Annotated in this window: 18 protein-coding genes; 10 read left to right on the top strand and 8 right to left on the bottom strand. The window is 67.5% G+C overall.

Annotated features, from left to right (window positions below; translation table 11 throughout):
* Positions 1-131 precede the first annotated feature (131 nt).
* The 3 genes from AC1RM6_RS00625 to AC1RM6_RS00615 all read right to left on the bottom strand — a co-directional run bounded on the left by AC1RM6_RS00625 (position 132) and on the right by AC1RM6_RS00615 (position 3,195).
* Positions 132-404 carry an HNH endonuclease gene (locus tag AC1RM6_RS00625; RefSeq protein ID WP_493097650.1) on the bottom strand — a complete coding sequence of 91 codons (273 nt, stop codon included), beginning with the start codon at positions 402-404 and terminating at the stop codon, positions 132-134.
* 509 nt (positions 405-913) lie between these two features.
* Positions 914-1,948, bottom strand: a complete 1,035-nt coding sequence (locus tag AC1RM6_RS00620) for a LacI family DNA-binding transcriptional regulator (RefSeq protein ID WP_493097649.1) — start codon at positions 1,946-1,948, stop codon at positions 914-916.
* On the bottom strand, positions 1,945-3,195 hold the full coding sequence (locus AC1RM6_RS00615) for an MFS transporter (RefSeq protein WP_493097648.1): 1,251 nt from the start codon (positions 3,193-3,195) through the stop codon (positions 1,945-1,947). Before AC1RM6_RS00615 ends, AC1RM6_RS00620 begins: the two co-directional genes overlap by 4 nt.
* A gap of 141 nt (positions 3,196-3,336) precedes the next feature.
* On the opposite strand from AC1RM6_RS00615, the gene AC1RM6_RS00610 reads away from it, so the two are divergent.
* The 6 genes from AC1RM6_RS00610 (at position 3,337) to AC1RM6_RS00585 (ending at position 12,764) form a co-directional block, all read left to right on the top strand.
* Positions 3,337-5,772 (top strand): TonB-dependent receptor, encoded by a 2,436-nt coding sequence (locus AC1RM6_RS00610; protein WP_493097647.1) that lies wholly within the window; start codon positions 3,337-3,339, stop codon positions 5,770-5,772.
* Between the two features lie 229 nt (positions 5,773-6,001).
* Positions 6,002-8,101 (top strand): glycoside hydrolase family 3 protein, encoded by a 2,100-nt coding sequence (locus tag AC1RM6_RS00605; protein ID WP_493099484.1) that lies wholly within the window; start codon positions 6,002-6,004, stop codon positions 8,099-8,101.
* Between the two features lie 205 nt (positions 8,102-8,306).
* Positions 8,307-9,599, top strand: a complete 1,293-nt coding sequence (locus tag AC1RM6_RS00600; protein ID WP_493097646.1) for a sugar MFS transporter — start codon at positions 8,307-8,309, stop codon at positions 9,597-9,599.
* Between the two features lie 26 nt (positions 9,600-9,625).
* Positions 9,626-12,097: a glycoside hydrolase family 3 protein gene (locus tag AC1RM6_RS00595; protein ID WP_493097645.1), complete on the top strand. Its 2,472-nt coding sequence runs from the start codon at positions 9,626-9,628 to the stop codon at positions 12,095-12,097.
* A gap of 194 nt (positions 12,098-12,291) precedes the next feature.
* The gene (locus AC1RM6_RS00590) at positions 12,292-12,510 is read left to right on the top strand and encodes a hypothetical protein (protein WP_493097644.1); all 219 of its coding nucleotides are present in this window, start codon (positions 12,292-12,294) and stop codon (positions 12,508-12,510) included.
* A gap of 11 nt (positions 12,511-12,521) precedes the next feature.
* A complete protein-coding gene (locus AC1RM6_RS00585; protein WP_493097643.1) occupies positions 12,522-12,764 on the top strand; it encodes a helix-turn-helix domain-containing protein in 243 nt (80 codons plus the stop codon).
* A gap of 68 nt (positions 12,765-12,832) precedes the next feature.
* Here the strand turns inward: AC1RM6_RS00585 and AC1RM6_RS00580 are convergent, their stop codons facing one another.
* The 3 genes from AC1RM6_RS00580 to AC1RM6_RS00570 are packed head-to-tail and all read right to left on the bottom strand — an operon-like array spanning position 12,833 to position 18,311.
* Complete coding sequence (locus tag AC1RM6_RS00580) at positions 12,833-14,095, bottom strand: DUF2264 domain-containing protein (protein ID WP_493097642.1); 1,263 nt, start codon at positions 14,093-14,095, stop codon at positions 12,833-12,835.
* Between the two features lie 29 nt (positions 14,096-14,124).
* Positions 14,125-15,072 carry a DUF4861 family protein gene (locus tag AC1RM6_RS00575; RefSeq protein WP_493097641.1) on the bottom strand — a complete coding sequence of 316 codons (948 nt, stop codon included), beginning with the start codon at positions 15,070-15,072 and terminating at the stop codon, positions 14,125-14,127.
* Positions 15,069-18,311, bottom strand: coding sequence for a glycoside hydrolase family 2 TIM barrel-domain containing protein (locus AC1RM6_RS00570; RefSeq protein WP_493097640.1), 3,243 nt, complete (start codon positions 18,309-18,311; stop codon positions 15,069-15,071). Before AC1RM6_RS00570 ends, AC1RM6_RS00575 begins: the two co-directional genes overlap by 4 nt.
* A gap of 205 nt (positions 18,312-18,516) precedes the next feature.
* Here AC1RM6_RS00570 and AC1RM6_RS00565 point away from each other — a divergent pair, with 205 nt between their 5' ends.
* The 4 genes from AC1RM6_RS00565 to kduI all read left to right on the top strand — a co-directional run bounded on the left by AC1RM6_RS00565 (position 18,517) and on the right by kduI (position 22,763).
* The gene (locus AC1RM6_RS00565; protein ID WP_493097639.1) at positions 18,517-19,260 is read left to right on the top strand and encodes a FadR/GntR family transcriptional regulator; all 744 of its coding nucleotides are present in this window, start codon (positions 18,517-18,519) and stop codon (positions 19,258-19,260) included.
* A gap of 139 nt (positions 19,261-19,399) precedes the next feature.
* Complete coding sequence (locus AC1RM6_RS00560; RefSeq protein WP_493097638.1) at positions 19,400-20,716, top strand: MFS transporter; 1,317 nt, start codon at positions 19,400-19,402, stop codon at positions 20,714-20,716.
* Entirely contained in the window at positions 20,713-21,864 is a 1,152-nt protein-coding gene (locus AC1RM6_RS00555) for a glycoside hydrolase family 88/105 protein (protein ID WP_493097637.1), read from the top strand. The genes AC1RM6_RS00560 and AC1RM6_RS00555 overlap by 4 nt, the downstream gene beginning before the upstream one ends.
* 62 nt (positions 21,865-21,926) lie before the next feature.
* Complete coding sequence (kduI, locus tag AC1RM6_RS00550; protein WP_493097636.1) at positions 21,927-22,763, top strand: 5-dehydro-4-deoxy-D-glucuronate isomerase; 837 nt, start codon at positions 21,927-21,929, stop codon at positions 22,761-22,763.
* A 194-nt stretch (positions 22,764-22,957) separates the two neighbouring features.
* Here kduI and AC1RM6_RS00545 read toward each other — a convergent pair whose 3' ends face one another.
* The gene (locus AC1RM6_RS00545) at positions 22,958-25,228 is read right to left on the bottom strand and encodes a TonB-dependent receptor (RefSeq protein ID WP_493097635.1); all 2,271 of its coding nucleotides are present in this window, start codon (positions 25,226-25,228) and stop codon (positions 22,958-22,960) included.
* Positions 25,229-25,563: 335 nt separating this feature from the next.
* Positions 25,564-26,169, bottom strand: coding sequence for a TetR/AcrR family transcriptional regulator (locus AC1RM6_RS00540; protein ID WP_493097634.1), 606 nt, complete (start codon positions 26,167-26,169; stop codon positions 25,564-25,566).
* Between the last annotated feature and the right edge of the window lie 89 nt (positions 26,170-26,258).

Below are 26,258 nucleotides of genomic sequence, written 5' to 3'. Positions count from 1 at the left end.
AGGAACAAAACGGGCGAGGTGTTATATATTCGATCCAGGTCAACTATAATTGCGTACCTGGAGTATTAAAAATTCACGCCGGGACATTTTATTGCCGGTCGAGGCAACCAATCGACAGCCCGCCATCGTGGCTATCGTCGGCCGCTCCGGGTCGGCGCGTGGAAATCGGGCGGCTTGCCGGCGATCCAGGCGAGAAAGCCGATAATCGCCGGCGCTGCGACCAGCCCGGCGCGGTCGATTCGCGCCAGTTCGGCATTGGTGAAATTCGCATGGATCGTGCGATGGCAGATCGGATGGAGCGGCACCGTCTCGCGCCCGCCACGGCTTTTGGGCAGCGGATGATGCCATTCGACCCGCCCGCCGAGCGCGCGTCCGCACAGCCAGCAGGTCGACGGCGTTTCCATAGGGCCATGCTAGCGCGGAGAGCGTTGAAGCGAAGCCAGTTTCGTTACCCGGCAACAGGCCTGTCGAGTGCGCATATCGGATTGAGCCCTGCAAATCCTCCCTAAAGCGCAGCTTTGGGGAGGGGGACCACCGAAGGTGGTGGAGGGGTCGGCGCAACATCGACAGCACGGAAGACCCCTCCACCATCCTGCGGATGGTCCCCCTCCCCACGCTTCGCGCAGGGAGGATCTGCAGGGCTCAACCCAATGGATTAAGCTGGCAGTTTACGGTGCGAGGTGAGAGGTGGCCAAGGCTTGTGATTGATCGACCTACCCGATCACTCTCACATGAATCGATCGAGAGACTGAACAAGCGGCCGCGCCTAGAAGGAGCGCGAAAGGACCCTTCTCCATGACCACCATCGGATCGCATATCGGCGTCCCGCTCGACCGCTTCACCAACAACCGCCGCGTCCTGATCGGCGTCGCGCTGCTCGCCGCGGGCTCGCTCGCCGCCTTGCTGCAATAAGCTATTCGCCCAGTCGCGCGGCGCTGTCGCGCAGGACGAGCCGATATTGCAGCGCCTTCTTGAAGCGCGGATCGGCGGCGCCGGCGCGGTAATGCGGGTCGACGAGGATGTCGACCGCGGCGGCGGCCATTTCGGCCTTGGGCTGGCGGATCGTCGTCAGCAGCGGCCAGGCGGCACGCGCGCTCGGCGCGTCGTCGAAGCCGACGATCGACAGGCTGTCGGGCACCGCCACCCCGTGTTTCATCGCCGCGATCAGGACGCCGAGCGCCATGTCGTCGTTGCTGGCGAAGATCGCGGTGGGCCGCTCGCCGCCCTGGCCGCTCCCGCCGAGCAGGTCGTTGCCCAGCGCCATCCCCGAGCGGAACGAGAAGTCGCCGGTGACGACGAAGCGCTCGGGCACCGCCACCCCCGCCGCCGCCATCGCCGCGCGATAGCCGTCCTCGCGCAGCTGCGAGACGCTGTGGTTGGGATCGCCGCGGACGAAGCCGATATCGCGATGGCCGAGGCCGAGCAGATGCTCGGTCATCTCACGCGCCGCGGCGGCGTCGTCCATCCGCACCAGCCCCGACCGGTCGACGTCGCCGCGCGGCGAGATACGGACATAGGGCAGCCCTTCGGCCTCGAGCAGGTCGAGCACCGCCTGGTTGTCGCAGACCGGCGGGGTGAGGATCGCCCCGTCGAGCTTGAGCGCGCGCACGCTCGCCGACAATTCGGACGCCCAGCCGGACGAGGCGGTGTCGATCGGCTCGACGACGAGATGATAGCTTTTGGCGCGGCAGCGCATCAGCGCGCCGAGCTGGACGTCGGCGGCATAGCCCGAGGCCGGATCGTCGAGCAGCAGCGCGAGCAGATAGGAGCGCGAGCTCGACAGGCTGCGCGCGAAGGCGTTAGGGCGGTAATCGAGCTCGGCGACGACCCGCTGGACGACGTCGCGCACCTCGGGCCGGACATGGGGTTCGCCGTTGATCACCCGCGACACGGTCTTGGGTGACACCCCGGCGCGTGCCGCGACGTCCTTGATCGTGACGGTGGTCATGGCTCCACCGCCCGTGGCACCGCGCAGCTCCGCGCGAACCAGGCGATGCCGAGATAGCAGAGCGCCGGGATGGCGAGCGCGGCGCCGAGGCTGGTCGCATCTGCGGCGGCGCCGGTGACGACGGGCACCACCGCGCCGCCGACCACCGCCATGCACAGCAGCATCGACGCGACCGGCGCCTCGCTTTCGGCGGCGGGCATCGCCAGCGCGAAGATCGTCGGGTACATGATCGCGTTGCACAGCCCGACCGCGAGCAGCGCGACCGCACCGATCACGCCGCCGGCGACGCAGCCGACCAGCACCAGCACGGCAGCGCCGACCGCGACCCCGGCGAGCAGCCGTGCCGGCGCGATCCGGCCGAGCGCGAAGGCGCCGGCGAAGCGCCCGACCATCGCCCCGCCCCAATAGAGGCTGACCATCCGTCCGGCCGCGACCGGCGCCGCGCCCAGCGTGCCGCTCTGCATCAGATAGTTGGTCAGCAGCGTGCCGATCGTCACCTCGGCGCCGACATAGGCGAACATCGCCAGCGTGCCCGTCCGCAGCCGCGGGTCGGCGAGCACCAGCCGCAAACGCTTCAGACTGGGCGGCGCGCCGGCCTCCGGTTCGACCCGGGCGAGCAGGTCGCGACGCAGCACATAGGCCAGCGACAGGATGACGAGCACGACCGCCGACAGCAGGAACGGCACCAGCACCGCCGACCGCCCGCCGCCACTCAATCCGCCTCCGATCGCGGGCCCGACATCGGCGAGCAGGAACTGTGCACCGAGCAGCGGCCCGAGCACCGTCCCCAGCGAGTTGAAGCCCTGGAGCAGGGTCAGCCGCGCCGCGGCGTTGCGACTCGGGCCGATCACCGTCACCACGGTGTTGGCGGCGATCTGGAGGAAGGTGATGCCGACCGACAGCAGCAGCAGCGCGGCGAGCACAGCCACGAAGCTGCGCGCTTCATGCGCGAAGGCGAAGCCGAGGCAGCCGGCGACCATCACCGCGAGGCCGGTCGCGATCGCGCGCATATAGCCGCTGCGCAGGATGAAGAGCGTCACCGGCATCGCGAACAGCAGATAGCTCGAATGGAAAGCGAGCTGGATCAGCATCGCCTGGGCATAATCGAGCCCGAGGGTCAGCCGCAGCCGCGGGACGAGCAAAGCGACCATCGACGTGAGGAAGCCACCGATGAAGAACACGCCGATCGACATGTTGAACAACGGTCTGGCGACATCGTCCTGGGGGTGGGCGGAAACTGACGGCACCCCGCTTTCTTATGGGGTCGCATAGCCATTGGATAGCCCGGTCACAAAATTTGACATCGATGTCAGACTCGGATTGACATCGATGTCAGACTCTGGCTTTTTAAGATCAAGCCCATTCACAGGGCATACAGGGAGGATCGTATGACGAGGCAATTTCTCGTCGCGAGCAGCGCGCTCGCGACTTCGCTTTTCTGCAGCAGCGCCGCCTTCGCACAGGCCGACACGCAGCCTGCCGCGGCCGATGTCCCGCAGGAGATCATCGTCACCGCCACGCGGCGCGAGACCACCCTGCAGAAGACCCCGATCGCGGTCTCGGCGTTCAGCCAGGCAACCCTCGACAAGCAGCAGGTCGGCAATGTCACCGATCTCGCGCGCTTCGTCCCCAGCCTGCAGTTCACCCAGCAGGGCGACCAGTCGGCGGTGCTGCTGACGCTGCGCGGCATCGGCAACGACAGCGCCTATACCGAGGTCGCCGATCCCGAAGTCGCGATCTATGTCGACGGCATCTATTCGCCGCGTTCGCAGGGTGCGTCGACCCTGTTCTACGATCTCGAGCGCGCCGAAGTGCTGCGCGGCCCGCAGGGCACGCTGTTCGGCCGCAACGCCACCGTCGGCGCGCTGAGCCTGGTGTCGGCCAAGCCGACCTTCGACAGCGTCCACGGCAATATCGAGGCGGTCGCCGGCAATTACAGCCGGTTCGGCGCGCGCGGCGCGATCAACCTGCCGGTCAGCGACACGCTCGCCTTCCGCGTCGCCTTCGTCACCGACCGCCATGACGGCTATGCCGATTTCCAGCCGGCCCCGGTCGTGCCGAACGTCGACAAGTCGGCCTATGTCACCAGCGGCAAGAAATATTATGCGCAGGACCAGCAGTCGGCGCGCGTTTCCATGCTGTTCAAGCCGAGCGAGAAGTTCCGCTGGTTCCTGAGCGCCGAGGGCTTCCTCGACCAGGGCGCGCCGGTGATCGCGCTGCTGCAGACCCCGCGCGCGGGCACCAAGCGCTGGTCGACGCTCAGCGACACCGCCCCCGACACCGATCGCTACTCGGTCGCGCTGCGCAGCACGATGGACTACAACATCACCGACAACGCACAGGTCAGCTATATCGCCGGCTTCTCGCGGATCGGCGGCAGCACCCAGACCGATGCCGATGCCGGCGCCCTGCCCCCGACCGGCGGCTTCGATCCGGTGACCGGGCTGCAGCTCTATCTCGGGGCGTTCGGCGAGAACCGCACGGTCAATTCGCGCTACGACTTCCAGAGCCACGAACTGCAGCTCAAGTCGACCGGCGACAACAAGATCGACTATATCCTCGGCGCCTATTATTCGCACGAGGTCAACAAGATCCGCTTCGACGTCGACCAGCGCGACGGCTATCGCGACGGTGCGACCCGCGCCTTCGTCGGCAGCTTCATCCAGGCGCATCGCCAGATCGACTCGCTCGCGGCGTTCGGCCAGGCGACCTATCATGTCAGCGATGCGATCCGCGTCACCGGCGGCCTGCGCTACACCAAGGACAAGAAGAAGGATGTCGGCGGCCGCAACGTCACCGCCTTCGGCTGCCCGACCCCGACCTCGCCGTCGTGCCGGGTCAACATCTTCGGCCAGTTCCCCCACGCGACCGCGGCCGAGCTGGTCGCCCTGCTCAACGCCCAGGGCGGCAATTTCTCGATCTCGAACAACGATGTGAAGGGCGACTGGGGCAAGCTCACCTATCTCGCCCGGGTCGACGCCGATCTCGCCGAAGGGCTGCTCGGCTATGCCAGCGTCAGCAGCGGCTTCAAGTCGGGCAACATCCAGGACGGCGGCCAGACCACCGATCCCGAATCGATCACCAATTTCGAGGCCGGCCTGAAGGCGCGCTTCCTCGATCGCCGGGTCACCCTGAACGTCGCGGGCTATTATTCGGACTTCAAGGGCTATCAGGTGAACCAGGTGGTCGCGACCCGCGATTCCGCCGGCAACACCATCGCCAGCCAGGTCGTCACCCAGAACGCCAAGGGCGCGACGGCTTATGGTCTCGAGGCCGAACTGGTCGCCAATCCGACCCCGGTCGACCATATCCAGCTGTCGGGCACGCTGCAGAAGACCAAGCTGAAGACGCTGCTGAGCATCGACGCGCGATTCGATGATTCGGCCAATGTCAGCGCGATCCGCGACCTCAAGGGCAACGAGCTGGCGCATGCCCCGCGCTTCTCGGGCACCGCGAGCTACGAGCATGATTTCGAGCTCGCCAATGGCGGCAAGATCTCGCCGCGCGCCGCGGTCCATTACGAGACCCACAGCTATTTGTCGTTCTTCAACGGCGATCGCACCAACCGCACCAACGCGGCGGGCCAGTCGGTCTATTATGGCAAGGGCTTCGACATGCAGAAGTCCTACACCCGCACCGACCTGGCGCTGCGCTACACCGCGCCCGAGGATCGCTACAGCGTCGAGGGCTTCGTCCAGAATGTCGAGAACGGGCATATCCGCACCAATGCCTCGACCTTCGGTCCGACCCGCTATGCGCCGGTGTTCCTGTCGAACCTCCAGCCGCCGCGCACCTGGGGCGTCCGGGTGAAGGCGAACTTCTAAACTCCCTCATCCAAGGAACCAGAGCATGGCGCGCATCGCCTCCCTCCTTTCGCGCCATGCTTTCTGTGCGACAGCGCGGTCCCCTCATCGCCTGTCGCACCTTTTCTTCGGCGCCCTGCTGGCCGGCTCGTCGCTCGCGACGGCCCGGCCGGCAGCCGCGCAGCAGGCTTCGGCTTCGAAAGCCGATGATGCCGCGGTGAAGCGGCGGGTCGACGCGCTGGTCAAGGCGATGACGCTTCAGGAGAAGCTCGGCCTCGTCCATGGCTATTTCCCGCCCAAGGCGAAGGTCGCGGCACAGCTCAAGATGATCCCGTCGGCGGGCCATGTCCCCGGCATAAGCCGGCTCGGCATCCCGACGCTGCGCGAGAGCGATGCGAGCCTCGGCGTCGCCAACCAGATCGAGCAGCGCAAGGGCGACGTCGCCACCGCCTTGCCCGCGGGGCTGGCGATCGCGGCGACCTTCGATCCCGGCCTCGCCTATCGCGGGGGGGCGATGATCGGATCGGAGGCGCGCGCCAAGACCTTCAACGTGCTGCTCGCCGGCGGGGTCAACCTGACCCGCGATCCGTGGAACGGGCGCAATTTCGAATATTTCGGCGAGGACCCGCTGCTGTCCGGGATCATGGCCGGCGAGGCGATCCGCGGGGTCGAGAGCAACCATATCGTCTCGACGGTCAAGCATTTCGCGCTCAATGCGCAGGAAACCGGGCGGATGGTGCTCGACGCGCGGATCGATCCCGTGGCCCTGCGCGAAAGCGACCTGCTCGCCTTCGAGATCGCGATCGAGCGCGGCCGGCCCGGGTCGGTGATGTGCGCCTACAACAAGGTCAATGGCGACTGGGCGTGCGAGAACGACCATCTGCTCAACCAGGTGCTCAAGCGCGACTGGGGCTATAAGGGCTGGGTAATGTCCGACTGGGGCGCGGTCCATTCGACCGAGAAGGCCGCGCTCGCCGGGCTCGACCAGCAATCGGGCCAGGAGCTCGACAGCGCCTTGTTCTTCGACGAGCCGTTCGCCAAGGCGGTCGCCGCGGGCAAGATCCCGCCGGCGCGGCTCGACGACATGGTCCGCCGCATCCTGCACGGCGTGGTCGCGAGCGGGCTGATCGACGATCCGGTCCCCGCCAGTCCGCAACCGATCGACTATGCCGCGCATGCCCGGGTCGCGCAGCAGACCGCCGAAGCCGGCATGGTGCTGCTCAAGAATGACGGCGGGCTGCTGCCGGTCGCGAAGACGGCCCGCAAGATCGTGCTGATCGGCGCGCATGCCGATGTCGGGGTGCTGTCGGGCGGCGGATCGTCACAGGTCCGCTCGGTCGGCGGCGCGCCGGTCGAGATCCCGCTGACCAAAGGCGCCGCCGCCTCGTTCGCGCGGGTGACCTGGCATGCCTCGTCCCCGCTCGCGGCGCTGCGCGCGGCGCTGCCCGGGGCGACGATATCCTATGTCGATGGCAGCGATCCCATAGCAGCAGCGACGGCGGCGCGCGACGCCGATCTGGCGATCGTCTTCGCCTGGCAGTGGCAGACCGAGGCGCAGGATGCCGAGACGCTGGCGCTGCCCGACCGGCAGGACGCACTGATCGACGCGGTCGCCGCCGCCAACAGGCGGACCCTGGTGGTGCTCGAGACCGGCGGCCCGGTGGCGATGCCATGGATCGGGCGGGTGCCGGCGGTGCTGCAGGCCTGGTATCCGGGCCAGCGCGGCGGCGAGGCGATCGCCAACATCCTGACCGGCGCGGTCAACCCGTCGGGCCGGCTGCCGATCAGCTTCCCGGTTCGCGCCGACCAGGCGCCGCGCCCGGCCCCGCTGGGGCTCGCCGCGCTGAAGGCGGTCGAGGCGCGCGAGGCCGCCGGCGACAAGAGCGCGAAGCTCGCCTCCTTCCCGGTAGATTATCCCGAAGGCGCCAATGTCGGCTATCGCTGGTACCAGGCGACCGATCGCAAGCCGCTGTTCGCGTTCGGCCATGGCCTGTCCTACACCGGCTTTCGCTACGCCAATCTGCAGGTGACGGGCGGCGCGACGCTGTCGGTCAGTTTCGACGTCACCAATGACGGCCGGGTCGCGGGCGACGATGTGCCGCAGCTCTATGTCCAGCCGGCGGGGCGCGCGCAGACCTATCGGCTCGCCGGCTGGTCGCGGCTGCATCTGGCACCCGGCGAGACGAAGCGGGTGACGATCGCCGCCGAACCGCGGACGATCGCGCGCTTCGATCCGGCGAGCGGGTGGCGGCGCGATGCCGGCGCCTATGCGGTCGCGATCGGCCATTCGGCCGAGGATCGGCCGCTGACCGGACAGGCGACGCTCGACGCGGCGCGGATGGCGCCGTGATGTTCATAAAACGCAGCCCGTCGCCCCGGCCTTGTGCCGGGGTCCATGGCTGGTGCGTCAGGCGGGACGTTTTCCGAATGATGCGGCGCCAAGCCATCCACGGCGGCTCCTGTGGCGAGAGCCATGGACCCCGCAACAAGTGCGGGGCGACGAAAGGGGCGGATCTTACAAGGAGCGCCGCGCCCGCATCCAGGAAGGCCACCGCATGCCGCTGACGTCGCCGCCGCCGCCCTCCCCCGACACGCGCGCGACCGGCCCCGTCGCCGATCTGCGCTGGTTCGTGTTCGCGCTGTTCTTCATCTTCGGCGGGATCACCAGCCTCAACGACGTGCTGATCCCCAAGCTCAAGCAGCTGTTCGAACTCTCCTATGCCGAGGCGATGCTGGTGCAGTCGGCGTTCTTCGTCGCCTATTTCCTGGTGTCGCTGCCGGCCGCCGCACTGGTCCAGCGGCTCGGCTATATGCGGACCGCGGTGGTCGGGCTGCTGACGATGACCGCGGGCTGCCTGTTGTTCATCCCGGCCTCGGCATCGGGACTGTTCGTCACCTTCCTCGCGGCGCTGTTCGTGCTCGCCGCCGGGATCACGATCGTCCAGGTCGTCGCCAATCCGCTGATCTCGATGCTCGGATCGCCCGACAGCGCGCATAGCCGGCTGACCTTCGCGCAGGCGTTCAATTCGCTGGGCACCACCATCTTCCCCTATGTCGGGGCGATCCTGATCCTCGGCGCGATCCCGGCGATCGAGGCGGGCCTGTCCGATGCGGCGCGCGCGGCGCTGCGTGCGCAGGAGACGCGGGTGATCGACCACACCTATCTCGGCCTCGCGCTCGCGCTGCTGCTGGTCGCGGCGATGGTGTGGCTGCGGCGCGACCGGCTGCGCGAGGAACGCGGGCCGTCGGTCCCCCTGCTCGGCTCGTTCGACCTGTTCCGGCGCCCGCGCTTCGCCTTCGGCACGCTCGGCATCTTCCTCTATGTCGGTGCCGAGGTCGCGATCGGCAGCATGCTGGTCGCCTGGCTGATGCAGGCCGACACGATGGGCCTCGCCGCCACCGCCGCCGGTCAGCGGGTCGCGCTCTATTGGGGCGGGGCGATGGTCGGTCGCTTCGTCGGCGCCTGGCTGCTGCGCCGTTACCCGCCGAGCCTGGTGCTCGCGGCCGCGGCGCTGACCGCGATCGCGCTGCTCGCGGTCGCCGGCCTCACTGCCGGGACGATCGCCGGGATCGCGCTGGTCGCAGTCGGGCTGTTCAACTCGATCATGTTCCCGACGATCTTCTCGCTCGCCAGCGAAGGGCTCGGCCGGCGCGCCTCGGAAGGGTCGGGGCTGATCTGCATGGCGATCGTCGGCGGCGCGATCGTGCCGCTGCTCGCCGGGGCGATCGCCGATGCCGCGAGCCTGCGCGCTGCGCTGATCGCGCCTGCTCTATGCTATGCCGGGATCGCGCTGTTCGGCCGCTATTGCCGCGCGCACCCGGTGCTTGCCGAACCCCTTATCCCCTAGACGCCAGACGGCGACCGGAGACCAACATGACCCGCTTCCTCCCGCGCGCGGCGCTCGGCACCCTCGCCATTTGCCTGCTGGCGAACGGGCTCAGCGCCCAATCGGCGGACCTGTCGCCGGTCGCGCATCCCGAACTCTGGCCGGCGGTGAAGGCCGGGCCGCCGCGCGATCCGGCGATCGAGAAAAGGATCGACGCGCTGATGGCGCGGATGTCGCTGCGCGACAAGGTCGGCCAGATCATCCAGGTCGACATCGGCAGCATCACCCCCACCGACGTCGTCGACTGGAAGATCGGATCGGTGCTCAACGGCGGCAATTCGGGGCCCTATGGCGACGAGCTGGCGCCGCCAGCGAAATGGCTCAAGCTCGCCGACGAATATTATGATGCGTCGATGAAGCGCACCGACGACGCCCCGCGCATCCCGATCATCTGGGGGACGGATTCGGTCCACGGCAACAACAACATCGTCGGCGCGACGCTGTTTCCGCACAATATCGGGCTGGGCGCGATGCGCGACCCCGACCTGGTCCGCAAGATCGGCGAGGTGACCGCCGCCGAGACCGCCGCCGCCGGGCTCGACTGGACCTTCGCGCCGACGCTGGCGGTGGTGCAGGACGATCGCTGGGGCCGCACCTATGAAAGCTATTCGGAGGAGCCCGAGATCGGGGTCGGCTATGCGACCGCGATGATCGAGGGGGTGCAGGGCAAGCTCGGCACCAAGGCGTTCCTCGCCCCCGACCATCTGATCGCGACCACCAAGCATTTCCTGGGCGACGGCGGCACCGGCGGCCGCGACCAGGGCGACACGCGGGTGCCCGAGACGGTGCTGCGCGACGTCCATCTCGGCGGCTATCCGGCCGCGCTCGAGGCGGGCACCCAGTCGGTGATGGCGTCCTTTTCGAGCTGGAACGGGGTCAAGATGAGCGGCAACAAGAGCCTGCTCACCGATGTGCTCAAGGGCCGGATGGGGTTCGACGGCTTCGTGATCGGCGACTGGAACAGCCATGGCCAGGTGCCGGGCTGCACCAACGAGAGCTGCGCCGCGGCGATCGACGCGGGCATGGACATGTTCATGTATTCGGGACCCGACTGGAAGAAGCTCTACGAGAACACGCTGGCGCAGGTGCAGTCGGGCGCGATCCCGGCGGCGCGGCTCGACGATGCGGTGCGCCGGATCCTGCGGGTCAAGCTGCGCGCGGGGACGTTCGACCGCGGCCGCCCGTCGTCGCGGATGCTGGCGGGCAAGATGGAGCTGGTCGGCGCCCCCGATCATCGCGCGATCGCCCGCCAGGCGGTGCGCGAGTCGCTGGTGCTGCTCAAGAATGAGGGCGGGATATTGCCGCTCAAGCCGCAGGCGAACATCCTCGTCGCCGGCGAGGGCGCCGACAGCATCAGCCAGCAGGCCGGCGGCTGGACGATCACCTGGCAGGGCACCGGGGTCACCAACAAGGATTTCCCGCACGCCCAGTCGATCTGGTCGGGGATCGACGAGGCGGTGCGCGCCGCCGGCGGCACCGCCACCCTCTCGCCCGACGGATCGTTCGCGAAGAAACCCGATGCCGCGATCGTGATATTCGGCGAACAGCCTTATGCCGAGTTCAAGGGCGACCGCCCCAATCTCGAATATAGTCCCGAGGACAAGTCCGACCTCGCGCTGCTGCGCAAGCTCAAGGCTGCGGGCGTCCCCGTGGTCGCGGTCTTCCTGTCGGGCCGGCCGCTGTGGGTGAATGCCGAGCTCAACGCCTCGGACGCGTTCGTCGCCGCCTTCCTGCCCGGCAGCGAGGGCGGCGGGGTCGCCGACATGCTGTTCCGCAAGCCCGACGGCGGCATCGCCCAGGATTTCCGCGGCACGCTGAGCTTCAGCTGGCCCAGGCGCCCCGACCAATATGCGCTCAACCGGCGCGATCCCGGTTATGACCCGCTGTTCGCTTATGGCTATGGGCTGAGCTATGCCAAACCCGGCCATGTCGCGACGCTCGACGAGGCGCGGCCGGCCGGCATGGCGCGCGCGGCGATCGACAAATTCTTCGCGCGCGGGCGGCTGCCCGACGGCTGGACGATGACGTTCGGCGGCGGCGTCACCGCCAAGGGCACCGATCGCCGGGCGCAGGAGGATGCGCGCGCGCTGAGTTGGACCGGCGCCGGCGAGGTGCGGATCGCGCCCGGAGCGGCGGTCGATTTCGATCGCGAGACCAATGGCGAACTCAGCCTGGTGATGGAATATCGGGTCGACCAGCCGGCGGCGGGCTCCACCGCGCTGGGCGTCGCGACCGCGAAGGGCGTCACCACCGTTCCCATTACCCGCACGATCGCCGCCGCTGCGCCGGGCCAGTGGACCAGCATCGCGGTGCCGCTCAAATGCTTCGCGGCGCGCGGTGCCGCGATGAAGGCGCTGACCGCGCCGTTCCTGCTGTCGTCGACCGGCCGGCTGGGGCTGTCGGTCTCGGACGTCCGGCTCGATTATGTGTCGATGCCGATGGACCAATGCGGCGATTGAGGCGGCGGTCTTGAATCATACGCGCATTGAGCGTATATGAATTCCCGTCGGCATCAGGCCGGCACGGGCGCCTCGCCGATATGGGGGCGGAGACAGATATGACGATCGCCCGCAGCGCATCCGCGCGCGCCATCGCCGGGACAGGGCCGGCCATCCTCGCTTCTTGTGCGGGGGAGCGCTGAACGATGGCCGATATGAACAATCTTCCCACCGCTGCCGATCCGCTGCGTCATACCGAGATCATCGGCATGGCGCTGACCGTGCGCCCCGATGCCGGCGCGAACCGCCAGCGGCTCCATGCGCTGCTCGACAGCGTCGATGGCTGCCAGAGCGCCCATGCCGATCCGTTCATTCTTGCCCGCGATATCGCCGAGCTGCTCACCGATCTGGCGCGCGGGGTTTCCCCGCGTTAGTGCTGGGGGCGATGGCAAATCACCCCAATCGTTCCAGCGCCGCTCCCTCGGCCGCCCGCAACCCCAGCCCGGACGAGATCCGCGCGCTGCGCGAAGCATCGGGGCTGACCCAGAGCGAGGCCGCCGAGCTGGTGCACAGCAATTTGCGGAGCTGGCAGCAATGGGAGGCCGAGCCCGACACCCCGGGCCACCGCCGGATGCACCCCGCCTTCTGGGAATTGTTCCGGATCAAGCTTACGCTCATTGCGCGTTGAGCTTTCCCGGGATCGGTCGGCTTAATCCTTCGTCATGCTGAACGTGTTTCAGCATGACGAAGAAGAGGTCAGTAGGTCACATAATAATCCTTGGGGAAATCCTCACCCGCGAAGGCCTTTTTCGAGGTCCAGGGCAAAGGCGCGCTGGTCCAGTAGCTGTCCTGCGCGGGCAGGCCGAGCGCGAGCAGGCTTTCGGCGGCGAGATACATGCTGCCGGCGTTCGAATACCAGTCGGCGAGCTTCGGCTGGTGGCCGGTGAAGCCGATCGTCAGATAGCCCTTGGCGTCGAAGTTCGACGGGAAGCGGAACACCGCCCTTTGCGCGGCGACGGTCGCGGCGCGGATCTGGCCTTCGGGCAGGGTCTTGGGCAGCAGCTTGCGCAGCGCGAGCAACCCCAGCGGCTGGAACACCGCGGTGCGATAGGTGAGCGAACGGCCGATCGGGGCATAGCTGCCGTCGGGGGCGACCAGCCGTTCGAGATGCTCGCCCATGCGCTGCATCCGCTTGTTGGCCTGGTCGAGCAGCTCGGCGGCATTGAGGCTGTTGAACGACGCCTTGGTCGCGACCAGCACTTCGAGGATCTCGACCAGCATGGTGTGGATCACATAGGAGCCATAATGGTCGAAGTGGAAGCGCGGCCCGTCGGCATACCAGCCGTCGCCGACATACCATTCGTTGACCTTGCGCACCGCCAGATCGATGCGGACCGGATCCCATTGCTCGCCGATCGACAGCAGGAACGCCTCGTTCATCGCCGCGAACAGCAGCCAGTTGGTGTAGGGCGGCGACACCCGGCGCAGCCCTTTCAGCTCCTCGATCACCCGCTGCCTGGTCTTGGCGTCGAGCGGCTCCCAGAGCTGTTTGGGCGCGCGCAGGAACGCGTTGCTGTAATAGGCCGAGTCGACCAGCGCCTGCGCCTCGCTGCGCCACAGCAGATAATCGGGGCTCGCCGGGTCGACCGAATGGGCGAAGCTGGCGAGCGCCTGCTGGCGCAGCGTCGCCCGCGCACGGCCCTCGGGCGTCGCATCGTCGGGCAGCGCCAGCCAGGGGGCGATCCCCGACATCAGCCGGCCGAACGCCTCGAGATAGGCGACCTTGGGGTTGCGGCCGTCCCAGGTCGGGCTGAGCTCAGGCGCGAACGTCGCCTGGAGCCGGCCCTCGGCCATCGGCGCGAGCACCGGCGTCGCCATTCGGATCAGCAGGTCGAGCATATAGGCGCGGTCGTTGCCGGGGGCGGGCGCGGCGCGCGGCGCCGCGTCGGCCTCGCGCGCGGTCGAGAGGGCCAAGGCGCCGGCGCCGACGGCCCCGGCGAGGAAATGACGACGTTCCATGCGAATGTCCTGTTCAGAAGCTGTTGAGGTCAGCGCGCCTGCTTGGCCGCCGCGTTGAAATCGACCGGTTCGGCCGCCGCGGCGCGATCCCAGTCGGCGCGGGTACGGATGCCGCCGATGCCGCGGCTCCAGGCCGAGCCCGAATAATAGACGAACGGCTTGCCGGGCATGACCCGGAGCACGACCAGATGATTGTCATAATCGTCGCGGACATCGGCGATCATCGCCGGATCGACCCGGAGCGCGATCCCCATCGTGCCGTGGGCGGGATCCTCGGCACCCCAGAAGGACAGCACGCCCTTGGCGCGATCGACGGTGAGCTGGCCGCCCTCCCCGGTCGCGCGCTTGCCGATGCCGATGCCGATCAGCAGCGGCCCCGGTCTGTCCGAGCGGATCGTCGAGATCATCCGGGTGAAGCTGGTGCCCATCGGCAGGCGGAAATGGCGGGTCTCCCACACCTTGCGGTCGACCCCGACCGGCCAGGGGGCATAGTCGACCTCGAACTCGGCGGCGTCGGGGCCGTTCTTGAGGATGCGGTGGGCGACGAAGTTGCGCGAGGTCCACAGCTTGTTGTCCTGCCAGACCCCGAGCCCGCCATCGCCGCGGCCGGTGCCGACATTGTAGAAGTCCATGCCCTCGCCGTGAAAGGCGTGCTGGTCGCCGCTGCGCAGCTGGCGGTCGGCGAACGGCCAGGGGACGGTCTTGCCCCAGGCGTCGATGCCCGATCCCGACGGCGGCTCATAAGCCTCGAGCGCATGGCCGTAGATGCGGTGCGCGGTGCGGTCATTCTCCCACAGCAGGTCGTCATAGCGATAGTCGGCGAGCAGCGCCGCGGCGCGCGGGGTCTTGTCGGCGGCGGGCGGCAGCGGCTTTTCGACCTTGGGCAGCACGACCTGCTGCTCCTGGGCGATCGCGACCCCGCCGACCAGCGCCGCCATGGCGCCGGCGGCGACGAGGCCGGTCCGGGCGCGGCTCATCGCAGCGCCTCCGCGGCGGCGGGGCTCGCCTGGGCGATGTCGGTGCCGGCGCCGGCGAAGGGCACCAGCGTGAAGCTATAGCTGAGGGGTTTGAGCGGGATGCGATAGGCGGGCAAGGGCCGCCCGCCCGCATCCCAGTTGTTGTCGCCGCCGACCCCGGCCTGAACCGCGTCAATCATAAGGGATACCTCGTCATGGGGAATGATGTCGCTGCTCCGCCGCGTACCCGGCGGGCGGCGCGACAGATCGGCATAGGGAAAGGCGAGCGCATTGACCGACAGCGGAGCGTCGCCGACGATGCGCACCCCGCCCTGCTCGCCGCGGGCAAGCTCCATCCAGCGGACGTCGACCTTGTTGCCGCTTTCCTGGGGCCGCATATAATCATGATATTGATCGGCGATCCGGCCGCGCCACAGCCCTATCGCGGCGCCGGTCTTGCGGTCCTGATAGCTTTCGTGCGGGCCGCGCCCATACCATTCGACCATGTCGAACGCCGACGGGCCGCTGAAAGCGAGGCCGATGCGCAGCGGATCGGGCAGATCCGCCCTGAGCGGGGTGAAACTGCCCGCGACCGCGACGCTGCCGTCGGCGGCCATGACATAGCGGGTGACGAAGCGCGCGGCGCCCGATCCGACCGCATAGCGGATCGTCACCTCGGCGCGGCCCTCGGCGAGCCGCCTCGTCTCGATGCCTTCGACGACGCGTTCGGCCGATGCCGCCTTCCACACGCCATGGTTCGCCTCGACCCCGGTGCCGATGTCGTTGTCGATCAAAGCCCGGTAGAAATTCGGCGCGCCGCCCCTGAGCAGCAGCCGGCCGCCCGACGCATAGGAATCGACCAGTCCGGTCTTGCGGTCGAGCCGCAGTTCGGCGGTGCCCGCGCTCAGCCGGACGACGTCGCCGCGGCTTTCCAGCGCGACCGTACCGGCGACCGCGACCTTCGTCGGGCCGGGCTCGCGGCCGAGCACGAACTGCTCCCAGCCGATAACGCTGCCCGCCTCGACCGCCGCTATGGTCCCCGCCTTCGCGCGCGCCGCGATCGTCAGCACATATTCGGCGCCCGGCTTGCGCGGCATCGACGGCAGCGCGACCCGGACGCTGCCTTGGCCATGTGCCGGCACGTCGGCGACCTGAAGCGCGCCGCTCGCGACCTTCACCCCGTCCTCGAGCAGGTCGAAGCCGAAATCATAGCCGTCGAGCCCGGCGAAATCCTGGCGGTTGATCACCCGCACCGTCCCGCTCGCCGGGTCGTAGCCCTCGAACTGGATCGGCGCATAGACCTTGCGCAGTTCGAACAGCTGCGGATTGGGGGTGCGGTCGGACTGGTTCAGGCCGTCGCCGAATTCGATGTCACCCCCGGGATTGGGGCCATATTCGCCGCCGGTGCCCCAATAACGCTTGCCGTCGGCGGTGGTGCGGAACATCGACTGGTCGACCCAGTCCCAGACGAAGCCGCCCTGCAGCCTGTTCGGATGGGCGTAGATCGCGTCCCAATAATCCTTGAGATTGCCGCCCGAATTGCCCTGCATATGGGCATATTCGCACTGGATCATCGGCTGCCTGAACGACCCGTTGGTCGCATAATCGACCATCTTGGCGACGCTGTCGTACATCGGAGCATAGATGTCGGCATAGTCGTTGGGGCGGTGATCGGAGACGCCCGGCCAGGTGCCCCAGCCGAGATAGGAGACCAGCCGGTCGGGATCGCGCGCCTTAACCGCCGCGGCAGCATGGGCGAAGGTCGGGCCGATCCCGGCCTCGTTGCCGAGCGACCAGAAGATGATCGACGGATGATTCTTGTCGCGCTCGACCATGTTGGTCACCCGCGACACATGCGCCGCCTCCCAGGCCGGGTCGAAGCCGAGCTGGTACTGGCCGCGCAGCTCGGGATGCTTGTTCGACCAGTCCATATATTCATGGCTCTCGATATTGGCCTCGTCCATCACATAGAGGCCATAGCGATCGGCAAGTTCGTAGAGACGCGGGTCGTTCGGATAATGCGAGGTGCGCAGCGCGTTGATATTGGCGCGCTTCATCAGCTGGATGTCGCGCTCCATCGATTCGAGCGAGATGACATGGAAGGTCTCGGGATCATGTTCGTGGCGGTTGACCCCGCGGATCGTGATCGGCCGGCCGTTGACCGTGACGAGCCCGTCCTGGATCGCGACGGTGCGGAAGCCGATCCGGCTCCAGGTCGACTGGATGATCGCGCCCCTGGCGTCGTAGAGTTCGACCAGCAGCATGTAGAGGTACGGGGTCTCGGCGGTCCAGGGCTTCACCCCGGGCAGCGTCCCCTTGAGGGTGACGCTCCGTTCGGCGCTGCCCGCCACGACCGGCTGCGACAGTTCGAGCACCGGCCGGTCGCCGTCGAGCAGCACCGCGCGGGCGGTGGTCGCGGCGGTCGACGGGGTCACCGCCATGTCGACCGCGAGGGTGCCGTCGCGATAGCGCGCATCGAGCCCGGCATGGACGAAGAAGTCGCGGACCCGGGTCGGCGGGGCCGCCATCAGGAAGACCTCGCGCTCGATCCCCGACACCCGCCAGAAATCCTGGTCCTCGAGATAGGAGCCGTCGGACCAGCGATAGACCTGGATCGCGACGACGTTGCGTCCGGCATGCATCCAGCGGGTGACGTCGAACTCGGACGGCAGCTTGCTGTCCTCCGAATAGCCGACCTTCTGGCCGTTGACCCAGACATTATAGGCCGAGCCCGCGGCGCCGATGTGGAGGATGATGTCCTGTCCCTGCCACGAAGCGGGCAGATCGACGTCGCGGCGATAGGAGCCGACCGGGTTGGTTGCGTGGGGGATCAGCGGGCGGTTCGCCGGAAACGGATAGATGATGTTGTTGTAGCGCGGCTGGTCATAGCCTTCGGTCTGCCAGTCGGCGGGCACCTTGATCGGCTTCCAGCCCGACACGTCATAATCGGGTTTCTCGAAGCCGACCGGAAGCCTGTCGGCGTCGGGCGAGAAGGCGAAGCTCCAGGTGCCGCTCAGCAGCATGAAGCGATCGGATTTGGTGCGGTGGCCGGCGATCGCCCTGGCGCGGCTTTCGAACGGGAAGCCGGTCGCGCGCGCCGGTTCCTTGCCGCGCGCGAAAATAGCAGGATTCTCCCAGTCGGGGCGATCGACCGAGACCTGCGGCTGGATCGGCGCGACCGGCGCGAAATCGGCGGCCGGCGCGGCGGAAGCGAGGCTCGCGACGAGCGCAGTGGCGACCATCAGCCGGGACGAAACCATCGGGATCCCCAAAATTGCCGGCCAGCGGCGCGGAAGAAAACCGAGCGAAGGCGGCGCCCATGGCGCGATACCGTTGCTGACCCTCTCCCGTCCCAAAGGGCCGGATCGACCTGTTTGGCCGTTCATGATACACCGAGACTATATTTTGGAGATTCGTATGACAAGTGGCCTTCGTATGTCGGCCGAATCGTCGAAGCGGGATGAGATGGGGGAAGAGCCGAAGCCGGCGCGCGGACCGTCGCTGACCGACGATCTGTTCGCGAAGCTCGAACAGCGGATCGTGTCGGGCGCGATGGCGCCGGGGTCGCGCCTGCCCACCCAGAAGGATATCGCCCAGACCGAGAATGTCAGCCGCACCGTGGTGCGCGAGGCGGTCGCGCGGCTCGAGGCCAAGGGGCTGACCACGTCGCGCCAGGGATCGGGGGTGTTCGTCGCCGAAAACGCGCCCTACCAGGCGTTCCAGGTCACCCGCGACGAGCTCGCCGAGCTGGCCGACGTGATCAAGCTGCTCGAGATGCGACTCGCCGTCGAGACCGAGATGGCGGCGCTGGCCGCGGCGCGGCGCACCACCGCGGATATCGGCGATATCCAGGAGGCGCTGCAGCGGATCAGCGACGTCAGCAAGGATCCGATCCAGGCGGCGCGCGCCGACGGCGCCTTCCACCTGGCGATCGCCCGCGCGACCCAGAATGATTATTATGCGCGGCTGATCGACTTTCTCGGCGTCCGGCTGGTGCCGCCGCGCAACCTCTATCTGCGCGACCAGCCCGAAGAAGCTCATGACAGCTATTCCGACCTGGTCCGCCAGGAACATTATGCGATCGTCGACGCGATCATCCGCATGGACCCGACCCGCGCCCGCGAGGCGGCGCGCCACCATATGCAGGAAAGCCTCAGCCGCCACTCGCAACTGAGCGCGACCGCACGGCTGCGCGACCGGGCCGGCTGACCCGCGCTTCGCGGATTGACCCAAGCCGCCAGATTTGTATGATAACCTGACCGCGACCGGCTAAAGCCTCCGCGGCCAGGGAGAGGATGATGGACGATCGGTTGCGCCGGCGGCGCCGGACCATAAGGCCCATGCCGCGATGACCGCCGACGATCGGCTGATCGCCGGGGCTGCGCGCCGCGCCGGCCGCTATCGCTGGACGATCTGCGGGCTGTTGTTCGCGGCCACCGCGATCAACTATATCGACCGCCAGATGATCGGGGTGCTCAAGCCCGTGCTCCAGGCCGATCTCGGCTGGCGCGAGAGCGAATATGCCGACATCGTCTTCTGGTTCCAGGCGGCCTATGCGGTCGGCTATCTCGGCATCGGCCGGTTCATGGACGTCGCCGGCGCCCGCTTCGGCTATGCCGCCGCCTTCGCCTTCTGGACGCTCGCGCATATGGCGCATGGGCTGGTCCACAGCGTCACCCAGTTCGCGATGGTCCGCTTCGCGCTCGGCATCGGCGAGTCCGGCAATTTCCCCGCCGGCCTGAAGGCGGTCGCCGACTGGTTCCCGCAGCGCGAGCGCGCGCTGGCGGTCGGCATCTTCAACGCCGGCGCCAATATCGGCGCGATCGTCACCCCGCTGCTCGTCCCCGCGATCGCGCTGTCCTATGGCTGGCGCGCCGCCTTCGTCGCAACCGGCGCGTTCAGCATCCTCTGGCTGATCGCCTGGCTGGCGATCTATCGCCGCCCCGAGGAACAGAAGCGGGTCGGCCCCGAGGAGTTGGCGCTGATCCGCAGCGATCCGGTCCAGCCCGCCGGGCATCTGCCGTGGCGGCGGCTGTTTTCGGTGCGCGAGACCTGGGCCTATGCGGTCCCCAAATTCCTGACCGATCCGATCTGGTGGATGTTCCTGTTCTGGCTGCCCGACTTCCTCGGCAAGCGCTACGGGCTCGACCTCAAGAGCTTCGGGCCGCCGCTGGTGGCGATCTACATATTGTCCGACGCGGGCAGCGTGATCGGCGGCTGGGTGTCGTCGCGGATGCTGCGCGCCGGCCGCACCGCCAACGCCGCGCGCAAGCTGACGATGCTCGGTTGCGCGATCGCGGTGCTGCCGATCGTCACCGTCCAATATATCGATTCGCTATGGGTGGCGGTGCTGCTGATCGGCCTCGCCACCGCCGGCCACCAGGCCTTTTCGGCCAATCTGCTGACGCTGCCGTCCGACCTGTTCCCGCGTGCGGCAGTGGGGTCGGTGGTCGGGATCGGCGGCACCGCCGGCGCGATCGGCGGCATGCTGATCGCCAAGTTCGTCGGCTATGTGCTCGACCTGTCGGGCAGCTACGCGCCGATCTTCGCGGTCGCCGGCGGCGCCTATCTGGTCGCGCTGCTCGCGCTCCATCTGCTCAGCCCGACCTTGTCGCCCACCACATCGGGGCTCGACCCGTCCCAACCTGCCGGGGAACCATCATGAAGCTCATCTCTGCCGCGCTGCTTGCCACCGCATCGTTCGCGGCCATGCCCGCGATCGCAGCCCCCGCCCCCAGGGCCGCCAGCGCCGAGGCGCGCGATGCGATCACGCTCGCGACCCGGCTCGCCCAATGGCAGCTCGCCCGACTGACCGACGGCCAGCACGTCTCGCGGGTGACCACCGAGACCAAGAACCCGCGCGCCTGGGAACAGGCGGTGTTCTGGGTCGGAATGACCGCGCTCGCCGATGCCGGCGCGCCGCCGGCGATCGCCGATGCGGTGACGGCGATGGGCCGGTCGAACCAGTGGCTGCCGGCGCGCCGCCCCTTCCATGCCGACGACCTGGTGATCACCCAATCCTATCTGTGGTCCGCCAAACATGGCGCCGGGGCCGAGGCGGCGGCGCCCACCCGCAAGGCGTTCGACTATATCCTCGCCAACCCGCCGCGGGTCGGGCTCGCCTTCTACCAGCCACCCGAGGGCTATGACGGCACCGAATGCCTGACCCGGTGGTGCTGGTGCGACGCGCTGTTCATGGCGCCGCCGGCGATGATCGAGCTGTCGCGCCAGACCGGCGACCGCCGCTACCGCGATTATGCGATGAAGGAATATTGGGCGACCACCGACTTCCTGTTCGACCCCGCCGAGCATCTTTTCTACCGCGACAGCCGCTTTTTCGAGCGGCGCGACGAGCAGAAGCGCAAGCAATTCTGGAGCCGCGGCAATGGCTGGGTGTTCGCCAGCATGGCGCGGATCATCCCGCTGCTCGAAAAGGGCAGCGCCGACCGCCGCCGGATGGAGGCGCTGTTCGTCGAGATGGCGACGAAGCTGAAGACGCTGCAAAAGCCCGACGGCTATTGGTCGCCCTCGCTGCTCGCGCCCGAGGATTCGCCGCCGGAATCGAGCGGCACCGGCTTCTACACCTATGGCATGGCCTGGGGCATCGAGGCCGGGCTGCTCGACCGCGCCGCCTATCGGCCGGTGGTCGACCGCGGCTGGGCCGCGCTCAAGCGCTCGATCCAGCCCGACGGCCGGCTCGGCTGGGTCCAGCAGGTCAGCGACCAGCCCGAGAAGGTCGAGCCGACCGACACCCAATATTATGGCGTGGGGGCGTTCCTGCTCGCCGCGACCGCGGTCGCCAGGCTCGACTGAGCCGTTCCCGCCCCGCGGCGACCTCCCCCCTGAAGCAGCCGAACGTCCCATCGGAGAAGCGCGTGTTCGAAAAAACCTATTATGCCACCCATCCGACGATGATGGACGGCGCCTCCAACGAGGATCTGCGCGACCGCCACCTCGTCGGCGGGCTGTTCCGCCCCGGCGAGATCGTGCTCAACTACTCGCATGGCGAGCGCTTCATCATCGGCGGCGCGGTGCCCGCAGGCGCGCCGCTCGCGCTGCCGCGCCAGAGCGAGCCGGCAAGCGCGGCGGGCCATTCGCTGCTCGAACGGCGCGAGCTCGGCATCGTCAATATCGGCGCCGGCGAAGGCCGGGTCGTCGTCGACGGAGAGACGATCGTCCTCGCCAAATATGAATCGCTCTATGTGCCGATGGGATCAGTCGAGGTCAGCTTCGCCGGCGACGGCGCGCGCTTCTATCTGCTGAGCGTTCCCGCCCACAAGGCATTCCCGCTGCGCAAGCTGACGCTCGCCGACGCCAATCCGATGCAGCGCGGCAGCCTCGAACAGTCGAACGAGCGCAACATCTACCAGCTGATCCTGCCGCACACCTGTGCCAGCGCCTCGCTGTGCCTCGGCATGACCCTGCTCAAGCCGGGCAGCGTCTGGAACACGATGCCACCGCACGTCCATGAGCGCCGCTCGGAGATCTATCTCTATTTCGACCTCGAGGAGAGCGACCGCGTCTTCCATTATATGGGCCAGCCCGACGCGCTGCGGCACATCGTCATGAAGAATGAGGAGGTGGTGATCTCGCCGCCCTGGTCGGTCCATATGGGATCGGGGACCCGCGCCTACAGCTTCATCTGGGCGATGGCGGGCGAGAATCTCGATTATGAGGATATGGATGTGCTGGATATCTGCCAGCTGTGCTGACTTAGGCGGGCGCCTTCCCTTTCGGCGTCCGATCGGGCGCGGGCTTCGGTCCGCGCCCTTTTTGTGTCTGCTCCCCGTCGCTCCGGCCTCCGCCGGAGCGACGGGTGGGGTTATGCCTGCGCCCAAACAAAAAGGGGCGCGTCCCGAAGGACGCGCCCCAGTAAGGAGAGGGGGAGAACCCCTGGGGATGTGGATCAGAAGCTGTAGCTGGCGCGCACCCCGCCATAGCGGAAGAAGTCGCGGGGCAGATAGCTCTGGGTGGCGATGGCGTTACCCTGATTGCCCGCCGAGTTCGCCAGGTTCGAATAATATTGCTTGTCGAACACATTGTTGAGGAAGGCGACCAGTTCCCAGCGGCGATCGGCGTCGCGGATGCCGGCCGACAGGTTGAGGATGCCATAGCCCTTCTGGGCCTTCTCCGGATCCTGGTTGATGTCGAAGTTGAACTTGCTCTGATAATTATAGGCGGCCTGGAGCACGCCATCGAGCGCGGTGGTCAGCGACGGGGTATATTCGGCATTGGCCGACAGCTTCCACTTCGGGGCCTGCGCCGGGTGATAGCCCTTCAGATTCTGACGCGCCGGGGTGCCGGTACAGCCCTGCGCCGCGGTCTGCAGCGGATAGCATTGCCCGAACGGGAAGGAGGTGATCGTCGCGTCGGCATAGGTCACGCCGCCCGACAGGTTGAAGTCGGACGTCGCGCGGACGCTGCCTTCGACCTCGACGCCGCGGGTCTTCAGCCGGCCGACATTGGCGAGGCGGAAGTTGATCGTGCCGTCGGCCAGCGTCTCGATGCCCTGCGCCTGGAAATTCTTGAAGCGGGTGTCGAACAGGGTGACGTTGAGAGTCACACGGCGGTCGAGGAACTGCGACTTGATGCCGACCTGCCAGTCCTTCGAAGTCTCGGGCCGCACCGGACCCGAATTCTGGCGGACGAGGTTGAAGCCGGTGCCGATGTCATAGGCCTGGCCCTTGTGCCCGGTCGCGAAAGTCAGGAAGGCCATCAGGTCGCGGCTGAACTTCTGCTGCACGCCGGCCTTGTAGGTCTCGTAATTCTCGGAATCATTGCCGGCGAACTTGGCATTGGCGTTGGCGATATCGAGGAAGGTGTAATCGATCTTGCCCTTGCCGGCGCGGGCGCCGCCGATCAGCGTGGTGTTTTCGAGCAGGTCATATTCGAGCTGCCCGAACGCGGCATATTGCTTGGTGCCGTTGGTCGCATACCAGCGCGCGATCGAGAAGAACGGCCCGCGGGTGAAGTCGCGGGTCAGGTTGAGGTTCGAATAGAACAAGCCGAGCGTGTAACGCAGCTTGTTGGCGCTCGGCGAGACCAGCCGGAACTCCTGCGAGAAGGCATGGGTGTCGAAGGTGCCGAACTGGCGGTTGTCGAGCGCCGCGATCGCCGATTCATCCTGGTCGAGGATGTCATACTGCTTGAAATGGTCCCAGGCGGTGATCGACATCAACGTCGCCGGCCCGAGATCGAGCGAGGCGCGCAGCGATTGCGAGAAGTCCGAATAATCGGTGCCCGAATTGATGTTGTTGACGACGTCGTTGTTGTCCGAGGTGAAGCTGACCCCCGGCGCATAGACCGCGGGGGTGTAGGCGGCGACGCCGCGCAGCCGCGAGGCGGGCGACACCCGGATCCACGGGCGGCCGATCGTGGTCTTGCCGTCGATATAGCTGGCCTGCGCGGTGATGTTGAGGCTGTCGGTCGGATCCCAGACCAGCTTGCCGCGCGCCGAAAAGATGCGGCGGCCGTTGATCTTGTCGCCGTTGAACAGGTTGTTCACATTGCCGTCGAACTTGTCGTAGTTCGCGCTGACCCGGAAACCGAGCGTGTCGGTCAGCGGACCCGAGAGCGATCCGGCGAGCTGATATTCCTTGTCGGTGGTGACGAGGCCGTTGACCCGGCCCGACAGCTTGTCGCTCGGCCCCTGGGTGATGATGTTGATCAGGCCCGCCGACGCCGAACGGCCATAGAGCGTGCTCTGCGGCCCGCGCAGCACCTCGATCCGCTCGATGTCGGACAGGTCGGCGAAGGCGCGGGCGAGGAACTGCACCGGCACGTCGTCGATCTGCACCGCGACGCTGGGTTCGACGCTCGGCGAGAAGGCGAAGGTGCCGATGCCGCGGATCGAGATCGAGGCGTTGACCGGCTGTTCGGCAGGACGGATGACCAGCGACGGGGTCGCCTTGGTCAGGTCGGAAAAATCGCGAACCCCCTGGCTTTCGAGCGCGGCGCCGCTGAGCACCTGCACCGCCAGCGGAATGTCCTGGACGCGTTCCGCACGCTTCTGCGCGGTGACGACGATCTCGGCATCGCTGTTGGCGGTCGCGGCATCCTCGGCCGGCGCCGGCTGGGCCGCCGCGGTCTGTGCGAGCGCCGGAGCGGACGAGGCGGCGGCGATCGCGGCGGCGACCATCACCTGCGAGAGCGCGGTTGAGTGAAACGGCTTCATCATGATCCCTCCCAAATGTCGGCTTGCGTCCGACTTGATGCCGCCTTTACCAAGCCCGCGAACCGCTCGCAAGTCTTGTATGACAAATTTTGAGCTCTACTCGCAGTCGCTGGCGATGGCGTGGGCCCGGCGCGGGTCCGTGACAGCCGCCCATTTACGGATATCACATCATCATATTGTAATTATTTGCTAAAATTGATGGCCGATGGCCGCCTATGTGGACCGTTCGCGCTGCGCACGCCCGGCATTGCGCCATTTCTGGATTAAACCGTCCCTCGCCCGATCTCGTGATCGACGAACTTGTCTTATAAGTTTGAGCCGATTTCTCCTGGGCTTTGTCAGCCCGCGTGGGGCGGCCTGTCGGTGCCCAGCGCGCGCAGGATGAAGCAGGTCGCGAGCCGGGCAGCGGCCTGGTCGTCGAGCCGGGGGCGCGAGAGCCCGCGATGGGCGAGGCCGAACATATACGCGAGCAGCAGTTCCTCGGCCGCGTCGAGATCCTCGTCCGACAGGCGGGCATTGGCAAAGCGCGCCAGCTCGCGAAAGGCGGCGCGATACTGGACGAAGAAGTCGGCGATCGCCTCCGCCACGTCGGGATTGCGATGCCCTTCGGCGAGGATATCGTGCGCCAGCGCCTCGTCGCCCCGGCAGAGCTGGTGCAGGATGATCTGGTCGATCGCGGCATCGACCGCGAGTTGCCCGCTCCGCACGCGATCGAGCAGTTCGTGAATCTCGACGAGCATCTCGCGCGTGTCGCGCACGACGATCGCGCGGATGATCGCCGCCTTGCCGTCGAACGAGCGGTAGATCGCACCGACGCTGACCTGCGCCTCCTGTGCGAGATCGGCCATCGCCGTCTGGTGGAAGCCACGGGTCGCGAACAGGGTGCGGGCCGCGGCGATGATCCTCGCCTGCGCTCCGCCTTCATGCTGCACTGCAGTTCCCACGCGCCCCGATCCTCCCTTTTTTTCTTGACCCATGCATGACACGACGCCTAGGGCCCCGCAAGCGGAATGAACGTTCATTCCGAAATATC

The organism is Rhizorhabdus sp. GW822-FHT03C02 (assembly GCF_058801765.1).
Note: the sequence above shows the minus strand (reverse complement) of the source record. Positions and strands in the feature narration are given on the sequence as shown.

Bases quoted from the DNA above. Each gene is read 5' to 3' on its own strand.
- AC1RM6_RS00625 (WP_493097650.1), bottom strand. From the start codon at position 404: ATGGAAACGCCGTCGACCTGCTGGCTGTGCGGACGCGCGCTCGGCGGG.
- AC1RM6_RS00620 (WP_493097649.1), bottom strand. From the start codon at position 1,948: ATGACCACCGTCACGATCAAGGACGTCGCGGCACGCGCCGGGGTGTCA.
- AC1RM6_RS00610 (WP_493097647.1), top strand. From the start codon at position 3,337: ATGACGAGGCAATTTCTCGTCGCGAGCAGCGCGCTCGCGACTTCGCTT.
- AC1RM6_RS00605 (WP_493099484.1), top strand. From the start codon at position 6,002: ATGACGCTTCAGGAGAAGCTCGGCCTCGTCCATGGCTATTTCCCGCCC.
- AC1RM6_RS00600 (WP_493097646.1), top strand. From the start codon at position 8,307: ATGCCGCTGACGTCGCCGCCGCCGCCCTCCCCCGACACGCGCGCGACC.
- AC1RM6_RS00595 (WP_493097645.1), top strand. From the start codon at position 9,626: ATGACCCGCTTCCTCCCGCGCGCGGCGCTCGGCACCCTCGCCATTTGC.
- AC1RM6_RS00590 (WP_493097644.1), top strand. From the start codon at position 12,292: ATGAACAATCTTCCCACCGCTGCCGATCCGCTGCGTCATACCGAGATC.
- AC1RM6_RS00585 (WP_493097643.1), top strand. From the start codon at position 12,522: ATGGCAAATCACCCCAATCGTTCCAGCGCCGCTCCCTCGGCCGCCCGC.
- AC1RM6_RS00580 (WP_493097642.1), bottom strand. From the start codon at position 14,095: ATGGAACGTCGTCATTTCCTCGCCGGGGCCGTCGGCGCCGGCGCCTTG.
- AC1RM6_RS00575 (WP_493097641.1), bottom strand. From the start codon at position 15,072: ATGAGCCGCGCCCGGACCGGCCTCGTCGCCGCCGGCGCCATGGCGGCG.
- AC1RM6_RS00570 (WP_493097640.1), bottom strand. From the start codon at position 18,311: ATGGTTTCGTCCCGGCTGATGGTCGCCACTGCGCTCGTCGCGAGCCTC.
- AC1RM6_RS00565 (WP_493097639.1), top strand. From the start codon at position 18,517: ATGGGGGAAGAGCCGAAGCCGGCGCGCGGACCGTCGCTGACCGACGAT.
- AC1RM6_RS00560 (WP_493097638.1), top strand. From the start codon at position 19,400: ATGACCGCCGACGATCGGCTGATCGCCGGGGCTGCGCGCCGCGCCGGC.
- AC1RM6_RS00555 (WP_493097637.1), top strand. From the start codon at position 20,713: ATGAAGCTCATCTCTGCCGCGCTGCTTGCCACCGCATCGTTCGCGGCC.
- AC1RM6_RS00545 (WP_493097635.1), bottom strand. From the start codon at position 25,228: ATGATGAAGCCGTTTCACTCAACCGCGCTCTCGCAGGTGATGGTCGCC.